General features: G+C 46.9%; 10 protein-coding genes, 1 tRNA gene and 1 pseudogene. 7 read left to right on the top strand and 5 right to left on the bottom strand.

Going from position 1 to position 10,851, the window contains the following annotated elements; translation table 11 throughout:
- Nucleotides 1–385: 385 nt before the first annotated feature.
- The 4 genes and pseudogenes from C7N83_RS11195 to tsaB all read right to left on the bottom strand — a co-directional run bounded on the left by C7N83_RS11195 (nucleotide 386) and on the right by tsaB (nucleotide 3,773).
- Nucleotides 386–1,017 (bottom strand): annotated as a pseudogene (locus C7N83_RS11195) (IS1595 family transposase).
- Between the two features lie 819 nt (nucleotides 1,018–1,836).
- Nucleotides 1,837–2,628, bottom strand: coding sequence for a uracil-DNA glycosylase family protein (locus tag C7N83_RS11190; RefSeq protein ID WP_106742713.1), 792 nt, complete (start codon nucleotides 2,626–2,628; stop codon nucleotides 1,837–1,839).
- A 30-nt stretch (nucleotides 2,629–2,658) separates the two neighbouring features.
- Nucleotides 2,659–3,099, bottom strand: a complete 441-nt coding sequence (gene rimI / locus C7N83_RS11185; RefSeq protein WP_106742711.1) for a ribosomal protein S18-alanine N-acetyltransferase — start codon at nucleotides 3,097–3,099, stop codon at nucleotides 2,659–2,661.
- On the bottom strand, nucleotides 3,096–3,773 hold the full coding sequence (gene tsaB, locus C7N83_RS11180) for a tRNA (adenosine(37)-N6)-threonylcarbamoyltransferase complex dimerization subunit type 1 TsaB (protein ID WP_106742714.1): 678 nt from the start codon (nucleotides 3,771–3,773) through the stop codon (nucleotides 3,096–3,098). Before tsaB ends, rimI begins: the two co-directional genes overlap by 4 nt.
- A 150-nt stretch (nucleotides 3,774–3,923) precedes the next feature.
- Between tsaB and gluQRS the strand changes: the two genes are divergently transcribed.
- The 7 genes from gluQRS (at nucleotide 3,924) to C7N83_RS11145 (ending at nucleotide 9,010) form a co-directional block, all read left to right on the top strand.
- Nucleotides 3,924–4,811 carry a tRNA glutamyl-Q(34) synthetase GluQRS gene (gluQRS, locus tag C7N83_RS11175; protein ID WP_106742709.1) on the top strand — a complete coding sequence of 296 codons (888 nt, stop codon included), beginning with the start codon at nucleotides 3,924–3,926 and terminating at the stop codon, nucleotides 4,809–4,811.
- A 274-nt stretch (nucleotides 4,812–5,085) separates the two neighbouring features.
- Nucleotides 5,086–5,817, top strand: coding sequence for a LytR/AlgR family response regulator transcription factor (locus tag C7N83_RS11170; RefSeq protein WP_106742708.1), 732 nt, complete (start codon nucleotides 5,086–5,088; stop codon nucleotides 5,815–5,817).
- A 319-nt stretch (nucleotides 5,818–6,136) separates the two neighbouring features.
- Nucleotides 6,137–6,328, top strand: coding sequence for a hypothetical protein (locus C7N83_RS11160; RefSeq protein ID WP_106742704.1), 192 nt, complete (start codon nucleotides 6,137–6,139; stop codon nucleotides 6,326–6,328).
- Between the two features lie 2 nt (nucleotides 6,329–6,330).
- Nucleotides 6,331–6,477, top strand: coding sequence for a hypothetical protein (locus C7N83_RS15330; protein WP_211296649.1), 147 nt, complete (start codon nucleotides 6,331–6,333; stop codon nucleotides 6,475–6,477).
- Nucleotides 6,478–7,072: 595 nt separating this feature from the next.
- Nucleotides 7,073–8,293: a YadA family autotransporter adhesin gene (locus tag C7N83_RS11155; RefSeq protein ID WP_106742703.1), complete on the top strand. Its 1,221-nt coding sequence runs from the start codon at nucleotides 7,073–7,075 to the stop codon at nucleotides 8,291–8,293.
- Between the two features lie 56 nt (nucleotides 8,294–8,349).
- Nucleotides 8,350–8,811: an outer membrane protein assembly factor BamE gene (locus C7N83_RS11150; protein WP_106742701.1), complete on the top strand. Its 462-nt coding sequence runs from the start codon at nucleotides 8,350–8,352 to the stop codon at nucleotides 8,809–8,811.
- Between the two features lie 123 nt (nucleotides 8,812–8,934).
- A tRNA-Lys gene (locus C7N83_RS11145) sits at nucleotides 8,935–9,010 on the top strand.
- 138 nt (nucleotides 9,011–9,148) lie between these two features.
- On the opposite strand, the gene apbC is transcribed toward C7N83_RS11145, so the two are convergent.
- On the bottom strand, nucleotides 9,149–10,228 hold the full coding sequence (gene apbC, locus C7N83_RS11140; RefSeq protein WP_106742700.1) for an iron-sulfur cluster carrier protein ApbC: 1,080 nt from the start codon (nucleotides 10,226–10,228) through the stop codon (nucleotides 9,149–9,151).
- Between the last annotated feature and the right edge of the window lie 623 nt (nucleotides 10,229–10,851).

Raw genomic sequence — 10,851 nt, 5'->3', positions numbered from 1 at the left:
GAAAATGTTGAACTGCATATTATGGGAGGCGGACCCGATGCAGAGCAGCTGAAACAGTATGAACATGCTTCGATTAAATTTTATGGCTATATCCCGTATGCTGAAATGATTTCTATTGCCAAAGGCTCGGGGTGTGAAACAATGTCATATTGCTTGAAGATCGAAAAGGCCGTCTGAAAAACCATGCAGCGTTCAGACGGCCTTTCTGCCGGATTTTTGCGGTGGCGTATGATTTACTGTCTCATTTCATTTAGTTTTTTGGAAACATCATGTAGGATTTTTTAAACTCGGCCGGGTTTGCCCTGTCGGTTTCGGCAATTACAGTCGTTGGTTTTTACTCGATTACATGGCTTGTAACAGAGTTTGTTTAAGGGGCTGACGCAGATTATCCCCAAACACCACACCATTTCCGCAGCATTTCAAGCTGCCTGGACGGTGCGCCGAAGTCAAAGCGGAACCCGCATTCTTTCAAGGACATCAGGAAAGATTTACAGCCAACTCCATTGTATTTGCGCAAGACGTACCTAGCCCGGTTCCAACAATTTCCAATGCCGCCGATAGGGTTTTGACGGTCTGCAAAAAGCTGTGAACGGTTGATGCGCTGATGCGCGAAACTGCCCGCATCAAGCACGCCACAGCCCCTGTTACTACCGGTATAAGCAATGCCGTCAGGTGTTGTTTGCTGTTTGATAACCGGAAATAAGGCATCCTTCCCGTTATCCCCCGAAACGGCGGTACCGACCTTTCCCTGCCGCTTTAAGATGCCGCGCGTCCGCGCTTACCCTTACGCCGACCGCCGAAATAACCCCCGTCCGGCCCGGTGGGGCCTCTGGAAACCCTGCCAGCTTCCTGTGCCAAATGACAGGCAGCCACCCGGTGGGTTTTGCGGTAGGACAATATAGCCCAACCGGGCCGGATACCCAGAATATCAGCGGCTGCACGGGCCATTACTTCCGGTACAAAAAACCGGAGGAGTTTTCTTTGGGGATTTGTTAATTTACAATTGGTTATCTTTATTTTTGCAGTCTGACATGATTGCTAATTCTACCTCAGCCCCTTGTTTAAATTTAGTTATCTGGAAAATAATAATAAAAAATCATTGTTTAAAAAATGATACATAAATGCAACGTTATCAATCTGTCCGGATTCTTTTTAAAAAACATATTTGTAATTATGTTGTAATAAAGACATCGGTGTCATTAAAGCAGACATCGGTGTCATTTTCAAAATCAAATATTTAATAATTTAATTTAACCAAAATATTATTTATTGGTTATTTTTTTATTAAAAAATTGTTAATTTTAACAATTAAAGCAGTATGATTTGTTTTATCGGCAAAGCGTACTGCTTTGTTGAAGTAGGAAATGTTGTTAAACAACATATTTAAATCAAACAAGGAAATAAATTACATGAAACACGTGATGATTTTAGCTGCTGTATCGTTAATTGGAATGGCCGGTGTGCCTGCTTTTGCTGCCATCGTTGTCCACAATATTGCGAGTGCTGCTAAAAAATCATGATATTTAAAATATTCGTATGCGGAAACGCATTCACTTCGCCGTAAGCAACACCTACAAACAACACTTGAAAAGAAAAGAAGATTGCCTGCCGCAGTCCAACATCCGGCAGGATGACACCAAGAAAGGAAACACGCATGAAAGAATTGATCAAATTGGCTGCCGCTTCATTAATCGGTATGTCAGGCTTGGCGGTAGGTGCGACCAACGCTGTGCACAACATGGCTGATGCTGCAGATAAATAAACATAGAAATACGCAAACACAAGCATTTTGGTGATTCGGAAAGGCCGTCTGAAATTCAGACGGCCTTTTTCTTTTCAAGCCTGCAAAAAGCGTTTGAGCTTTTTCAATTCCGTCCACGCCTGCGCTTTCAAATGAGTTTGGCGCAGCAGCCGCGCAGGGTGGGGGATGATGAAATAGGGAAGATTGCCGCACAAGTTCCGTATGAGCATACGTTGGTTGCCGTGTTCGAAAATCTGCCCTAAAAACAGCACTGCTTTAGCTTGGGATTGTGCTAATTCGTTTGCCAACCCACCGGCAGCGGCTTTGATTTGCGCCGTAGCCGGATGGGCGTTGTTAATGGGTGCGGATTTCACCCAGCAGGTCTTGTGCACCTGTTGCGGCTGCAAATCAATCGCCGCCAGCATATTGTCGAGCAATACGCCCACGCTGCCGCTGAAAAGCTGATTGGCGGCGCTGTCTTTAGTAGAAGGGCAAATGCTGATAACTATGATTTCAGACGGCCTCACGTCAATATGCAGCGGCGGGAGGCTGTCTGAAACTTGGGCTTGTTGTTCTTCAATTGCTGGCGGTTCGGCAGGGTTTTCTACGTTGGCACGCAGTTGCGCAGGTGTGGCAGCGGGCGCTATCGGCGCATTTTTCTTCTCATCCACCACAGCTGCCGCAGCCAAGCGGGCTTGATGGGCTGCGGGAGAGAGCGAGCGCACGGCTTCTGCAACCGGTTGGGGAGCCGCCTGCAGGCGGATGACGGGCACAGAAGGCACATTGCCGCCGGCCGTTTCAGACGGCCTGACTTTAGCATGCTGATTGAGCCACATCGGCCCCAATCCAAGCGCTTCGTGCAAATGTAAGTAACGGCTGCTTAACATAGGAATCGTTTCAAAAAAAGTGCCGCCGTTTCAGACGGCCTTGCCCATCAGTACCGCATCTTCACGACGGCCGCCGGGCAGGGAATAATAGTTTTTACGGCGGCCGTATTCGGCGAAACCGTATTTGCGGTAAAGCGTTTGCGCCGCTTGGTTACCGGCTCGCACTTCCAAAAACAAACGCGTCACCTGTTGTGATGAGGCCGTCTGAAACCATTGTGCCAACAAGGCAGCGGCAATGCCTTGACGGCGGAAATCGGGTGCGGTGGCAATCAGGTGCAGTTCGGATTCGCCACATACGCTTTGCCACACGATAAAACCGCTGATGCGGCCATCGGTTTCGTTCACTAAAACTGTTTCCGAAGGGCTTTCAATGGCAGATTCAAACTGCCTGGCCGACCACTGTGAAGGGTTGTCCGAGGCATTGATTTGCGCCAAGGCGACACAATCTGCCGAAGTCGCGGGACGAATCATGTGTTGCCTTTCCGTTCGGCCTGTTCTTTAGCGGTAAGGGCGATTTTATTGCGTATATAGAGCAATTCCGCATGCGCGGCATCGGTGGCCGGATAGCGGCCGGAAGCGGCTAGATTCAGGTAATCTGCGGCAGTCGGCATATTGGCTTCACCGTCAAACGGCGGTTTGTCGGCCAAAGCAAACGCATTGCCGATGCTGTCTGAACAGACCATGCCTTCAGGTGCGGTGATTTCTGCTGCTTTGCCGACTTGGTAACCGCTCAAGCGGCGATGGTTGGCGGTATCAAACCATGCGTAAAACACTTCGCCCATGCGCGCATCGGTGGCAGCGAGCACACAGGGCCGTTCGGGTTTCTGGTAGGCAACGGCATCCAAACACGGCACGCCGATTAAAGGCGTGGCAAACGGCGTGGACAAGCCTTGCGCTATGCCTGCGCCTATGCGTAAGCCGGTAAACGCGCCCGGGCCCTGTGCATATATAATCGCGCCCAAATCCGCCGTTGTAATGTGCGCCTTAGCAAACAACACGCCGATTTGCGGCAGAACCAGCTCGGATTGCCTGGTGCCTGCCGGTTCGTGGTAGGTATAGGTTTTGCCGTTGTGGCGCAGGGAGAGCGAGAGATAAGAGGTGCTGGTGTCGATGGCCAGCACAGGGCAGTTAAAATCGGCTTGCATGGTGTGTGCTTTACAGTTTTCAGACGGCATTATAGCATTGCTTGACTTAATATGGTTTTGCAGGCATCTTGAGGCCGTCTGAAACGCAGACGATTTCGGACGACCTTGAAGCGGATTTCTGCTAAACGATTGGATGGAACAGTTTGTGCTATGTATGTAGGACGTTTTGCCCCCAGCCCGACTGGCTTGTTACACATCGGCTCGCTGTTGACGGCGCTGGCTTCATATGCCGATGCCCGTGCGCACGGCGGCAAGTGGCTGGTGCGTATGGAAGATTTGGATCCGCCGCGTGAAATGGCCGGTGCCGCCGATCACATTTTGTACACGTTGGAAGCCTTCGGTTTCGAGTGGGACGGCGAAGTTGTGTATCAAAGCCGCCGCCATCATTTATATGAACATGCCTTAGGCCGTCTGAAAGACAGGGGCTTGGTGTATCCGTGTTATTGCAGCCGCAAAGATTGGCAGGCGGCGGCGGGCATAGGGGCAGATGGTTTAGTGTACAACGGCCGCTGCCGTGTGTCTGCCGGCAGGCCGTCTGAAAACGGCAAACCACCGGCGTGGCGCATTTGCGTGCCCGAAGAAACGGTTGGATTTGATGATGCCATTGTCGGCCATTACGCGCAGAACCTGGCCGCAGACATCGGCGATTTCGTGTTGCTGCGGGCAGATGGTTTTTGGGCGTATCAATTGGCAGTGGTGGTGGACGATGCCGAGCAGGGTATCACCCATGTCGTGCGTGGGCAAGATTTGCTGGTCTCGACACCGCGGCAGATTTTTTTACAATATTCTCTTGGGCTTAGCCAACCAAACTATGCGCATTTGCCACTTTTGGTGAACCGGGTCGGACAAAAATGGTCTAAACAAACAAGGGCGTCTGCGCTGGATGGTTTGCAAGCCGAGTCATTATTACGGCAGGTTTCGGCTTATCTGAATCTGCCGCCTGCACCTCAGGTTGACTGTCCGCGCGATTTGCTTGATTGGGCAGTGGCGCATTGGCACATCGGCCGCGTGCCTCAAAAAGAAATAAGTACCGAATGAGTTGGTACAGATGCGACAATTTCGGTTTTTGGTTACTTTGTTTTTATTAAAGTTTGTAAGTAAGTTTGAGAAGACATGTTTTTTAAACTGAATTCCTTTAATATCGTGAGTCAATCCAAACGAGGTTTGGACGGTATTGCCGGTGCAAAACTGTTCGAGCATGGATCGTAATGAAAAAAGTATATTTTTTTCATGCGCACACTCAGGTTCTTTCGGTTTGATTGCCATGCCGTCTGAATATTGTTAACCATTAAAATAAAAAGAATGCCAGAATATGCCAAGTGCTATTATTGTAGAAGATGAAGTGCTAGCCGCTGAGCGCTTACGGGTTTTGTTAGAAGAATGCAATGTTGTGCTGCTGAAAACGTTTCATCATGCCCAACCTGCCTTGGATTGGTTGAGCGTGCATGAAGCGGACATCGTGTTCGTCGACATCGGCTTGCCGGAAATCACCGGTTTGGAATTGGTCGAACGCATCAAGCGCGTGGCCAAACGTCAGCCTGAAGTCATTTTCACTACCGCTTACGAAGAACATGCTTTGCGCGCCTTTGAGTTGGCTGCAGCAGATTACCTGCTCAAGCCCATCAAAATGTCGCGCCTGCAAATTGCGCTGGAGCGTGTGAACGAAAAATATCAGGAAAAAGCAGACGACTTTACCCATTTCAAAGTGTTCAACCGCAACCGCATGGTCGAAATCCCATGGCAGAAGGTACGTTATCTGTTGGCAGAACACAAAACCGTATTTCTTTTTACCGGCGACGGCCAAAGTTACGAATTGCCGAAAACTTTGGTGTATTGGGAAGAGTTGTTGGGTGAGAAAGTTATCCGTATCCACCGAAACGCTTTGGTGTTTCGCCATACCTTGGATTGTCTGATCCGATTGGACGATGGAGAAGACGAAAATAATGCAACATGGGGTGCACGTGTGTTGGACGTGGAAAAACCGCTTGCCATCAGCCGCCGCCAATTGGCTACCATTCGAAAAATTTTAAAAAACAGTGCTTAAACGATTTATTAAAAACCCTGCTGAAAAGCAGGGTTTTTTGTCTTTCAGACGGCTTCAATACCGTCCGAAACGTGAATGATGGGGAATAATGAAAAGATAAGGCATAACTTTAGAAGTGTATTTGGTGCGCCACGGCAAAACCGTTTCCAACAAAGTCGGCCGCTTGTAAAGTTGGAGCGATTCACCTTTATTACCGGAAGGTAATAAAGGTGTCCGCGCGTCAGATTGGGTATTGAAAGGCAAAGTCGGTTTTGATACTGCGTTTTGCAGCGTTAGCACGCGTGTAGCAGGTACCGGTAAACCCAAAGGCTAAGCCGATTTGCCTTTGGACGTGATTGAAGAAGGGCGCGAATATTGTTTCGGCGGTAGTTTTGAAGACGATTTGGTTACGGATGTACATGGCCTGATTGCGCAATTTGTCGGTGATCCGTCAATGGAAACATGGCTCGAAGTCTGTCAAACAGGAACGGATTATATGCTGGATGAAACCGTCAGCGAGTTAGCCCCTTAGTATTGGCTGAAAATGAAGCTCAATTTATGAACCGTCTGCAACGAGGCTTAGATATTGATATTCTGCTTCAAAAATTACCGGTTGATGGAAAAAGCATTGTCGGTGTCGCATGGTATGGCAATTATCGGAATATTAAAATTGATCAATAAGCAGTCAACTTTAGTATAGAAGTGTTGAAAATGCGACAGTTTCACGGCTTTAGTTTGAAGATGGTACGTGGGTGATTGGGGCTGTTGGCGGGATATTATCTGAATCAAATAAAGATTCAGATTAAATGAATATATATATTAAATAATTTTATCTGAAATTGAAGTGTGCTTTGTTTGATATTAAATGCTGTTAAAGAATTTATTTTTGGATGAGTGTATCAAAAAATAGTAATTATTTGAATTTTAGAGGGTTATATTTGTTAGAGGGATAATGGTAAATTGTAAAGATTATTTCGTAAATAATTAATAATTCTTAAATTTTGGAAAGGAGTAATTAAAAAATAAAATAAAGTTTGTGGAATAAGCCCATTTATAATAATCAACTAATAAAAACGAAAGTTTTAGGCAGATTATGCCAGAATAACTTAGTTTTTATAGTTAATGTATCCCAATTAATTAATTCATTTTTATGATTTTCTAATTTCCAGTATGTATTTTAGATAAAAGAATTTGAATTGTCAACGTCATACTCCAGATGACATTTTAAAGTATTGGGGGCATTAGATATTTTAGTGTTTTTATCAGGGAGATAATTATGAAACACACAACGCAAATGACAACCCAAACATTAGTTGCTGCATTATTGGCGACAGGTATGTTTTCTTCAGCGGCTCATGCTGCCGATATTGATTACGTCAAAGTGAATGATAATGGTGAGTTGAACCTCTCAACTGAAGCAGCGACACGTTATGCTGTCGCAGTAGGTGTTAAAACTGCCGCCAATGGATTAAGTGCGGTTGCTGTTGGTTCTAATGCGGCTGCAAATCATGAAGCAGCAGTTTCTTTGGGTGCATTGTCTAAAGCCAATGGTATTGCGGCAACTTCTTTAGGTCAGGGTGCTCAGGCAACTGAAAATGCTGCAACTTCTATAGGCCGTCAATCGGCAGCCAGTGGCAACGGCAGCACGGCTGTCGGCTCAGCCTCAACAGCCAGTGCGACAGCAGCAACAGCATTTGGTTCGGGATCAGTTGCTTCTGCGAATAATGCAGCCGCACTAGGTCAAGGCGCTCAAGCAAATGGCAGCAACTCTGTAGCTGCTGGTCAAAAAGCCGCAGCTTCTGAAGCGGCTACTACTGCTATTGGTTCGGGTGCAGTTGCCAGCGGTAAATATGCGACGGCAACAGGAGCCGCTGCCGCTGCTTCCGGTGTCGCAAGCGTAGCCTCTGGTTTGCAAGCTAAAGCTGAAGGTGGATCATCAGTGGCAATTGGTCGTCTTGCCCAGGCTGCTGAAAAATATTCTGTTGCTCTGGGTTCGGGTTCTGTTACCCAGGCTGCAGTCGCTACGAGTGAAGCTACTGTTAACGGTGTGACTTACGGCGGCTTTGCTGGTACGGCACCTGTGGCAACTGTCAGCGTAGGATCTAAAGGTTCTGAGCGCACTATTACCAATGTGGCGGCAGGCCGTATCACAGCAGACAGCACTGATGCTGTTAATGGTAGTCAGTTATATCAAATTGCCAGTCGTGTTAATGGAAATGCGGTAGCCATCAACAATATTAATAACCGTATTGATGATATGGAGGATGATTTGCGTGCCGGTATCGCAGGTGCGACTGCGCTTGCTTTCCTGCAACGTCCTAACGAAGCCGGTAAGAGCATGGTTTCTGCAGCTGTGGGCGGTTTCCGTGACCAACAAGCCTTGGCCATCGGTTATGCGCGTAATTCTGATAACAACAAATGGTCTATCAAAGCCGGTGTCAGCGTGAACACCCGGAAAAATGTCAACTGGGGCGGCAGCGTAGGCTATCAATGGTAAAAACCTGAGGCTGTCGCTTCAGACGGCCTGCTAACGGAATACATAAAGGAAAAATCATGAAATTATCAGCAATTACATTACCTGTAATCGCCGCTTTGGCTTTGGCTGCCTGCGGTAACTTGAGCAATGTGACCAAAGAAGGTACGACTGACAACCCGGTATGGCCTGATCTTGTCAAAACTACCTTCCGTCATAACGGTACCCAAGATGGTTCATGGCCGAATTGGGATAATGTACGCCAAATTGAGGCGGGTATGAATAAAGACCAAATCTACAATCTGATTGGCCGTCCGCATTATCAAGAAGGTTTGTATGGTGTACGTGAGTGGGATTACCTGTTCAACTACCGTGAAAACGGCGAACACAAAACCTGCCAATACAAAGTTCTGTTTGATAAAGACAAAAATGCTCAGTCATTCTTCTGGAATCCGGAAGGTTGTGGCCCTAAAGAAAAAGAGCCTGTTCGCGAAGTGATTATCCGCGAGGTCGTTCAAACACCTGCCCGTATCCGTCAGTAATCGGATAAGGAACCGAGGCCGTCTGAAAAATTCAGACGGCCTTTTTATTGTAAATATATCGGTAAGGAAATGGTCACAAAAGCTTGACAGCAAAAAGAGCGTCTACTATAATGTAAAAATTACGGGTCGTTAGCTCAGTCGGTAGAGCAGCGGACTTTTAATCCGTTGGTCGAAGGTTCGAATCCTTCACGACCCACCAGATAATCAAAAAAAACCATCGTTTTGGGATGGTTTTTTTTTGCTATAGGCCGTTATTATCAACTCACAACAAAAAGCCGTCTGAAACTTTTCGGACGGCTTTCGACGTTTTTCTTCAATCTATCGTTTCTAAATTTTTTTACTCAACAACGATTTTCGGGAAGCGGCTGCTGAAATCTTTGCCTTTGTCGGCAATTGACAAAGCCAGTTGGAATGCGGCGTTGGTGTAGATTTTTTCCACTTCGCCGTGGCTTTTCAAAAGCTCGGCGGCTTGGCCGTTGTCCATTGCTTCGCGCACCGGCAGGCTTAACGGCAATTGACCCAGTAGTGGCACATTCAGACGGTCTGCCAAATTTTTGCCGCCTTCGGTACCGAAAATAGCTTCGCTGTGGCCACAGTTGGTACAGATATATACTGACATATTTTCCAATACGCCGAAAATCGGAATATTCACTTTTTTGAACATATCCACGGCTTTGCGGGCATCAATCAGGGCGATGTCTTGCGGTGTGGTGACAACGACCGCACCGGTCACCGGAATTTTTTGCGACAGGGTCAGTTGGATGTCGCCTGTACCTGGCGGCAAGTCGATAAACAGATAATCCACGTCATCCCATTCGCTTTGGAACAGCAATTGCTGTAAGGCCTGGCTCAGCAGCGGACCACGCCAAATCACGGCTTGTTCGGCATCCATCAGAAAACCGACTGACATCACCTGAATGCCGCTTTTGGTGGTAATTGGTACCAGTTTTGCATTTTTGGTATCCGGTTTGCTGCTCGATACGCCCAACATGGTCGGTTGGCTCGGGCCGTATAAGTCGGCGTCCAATACGCCGACGCGTGCGCCCATGCGTGCCATGGCGGTGGCTAAGTTGGCGGTGGTAGTTGATTTGCCTACGCCGCCTTTGCCCGAACCGACGGCGATGATGTTTTTCACGCCTTTGATGGTGGCTACGCCCGGTTGCACTTTATGCGTGCCGACAAGGGTGTCAATGCTCAAATGTATGTCGGTTCCGTCCGTCAAGCCGATAATGGCTTCTTGAATGCGGTTGGCCAATTCGTTGCCAATATGCAAAACGGGATAGCCGAATTGCAGGCTGATATGGAGGCCGTCTGAATCTTGGCTAACATTTTTTACGGCATTTTCGCTGCCGAGGGAACGTTGTCTATATGGAATGGTGACTGCTTGCAGTGCTGTCTGAATCTCTTGGATATTCATGAATATCTCGATATGAATGGAATATAGTAGGTTTACAATTGGGCTGATCGTGGTAAATTCAAGCATCGTGCCGGCTCTGAATATATGGCCTATTTTAGATAGAGCAGGTCTGTAGGGTTTTGTTTCAGATGGCCTTTAATCTAATATTTATCCAACGATGAGTCAGATGGTAAGAAAAGTTAAGATGATATTTGGGCCTTTTCTCAACATTACATTAATTGTAAGAAATTAAAATGTTGTTTTATGTCATTTTATTTGTAAGGCCATGAAATATAGATCTTGGCGGTTGGGTTATCTGAAACGACTGTGCTATTGAAGAATATGTATTTATATTAAAAGAAATTAAAAAATGACACAAATCCACATAAACCACATAAACATAGAAGCATAACGGATCAATACAATCTAACTGTCCTATCCTTCTGCTTCATCCACGCCCGTTTTTTTCAATCAGATCAAAGTCAGGACGATAAGGCGTTAACCAAAAATATCATGACCTGCATTCTTGATGGGTTTCGCCTATCCTGTCTTTTATGAAATGAGGCATTGCCCGTGACAATCACACTGTTTTGTGGCAACGGCGGCAAGAACGGCGTTTTCACATATTGCTGTTCATACGGCAG

It is taken from the genome of Neisseria iguanae (assembly GCF_003013245.1).
Classification (GTDB): Bacteria; Pseudomonadota; Gammaproteobacteria; order Burkholderiales; family Neisseriaceae; genus Neisseria; species Neisseria iguanae.
This window is presented reverse-complemented; position numbering and strand designations above follow the sequence as displayed.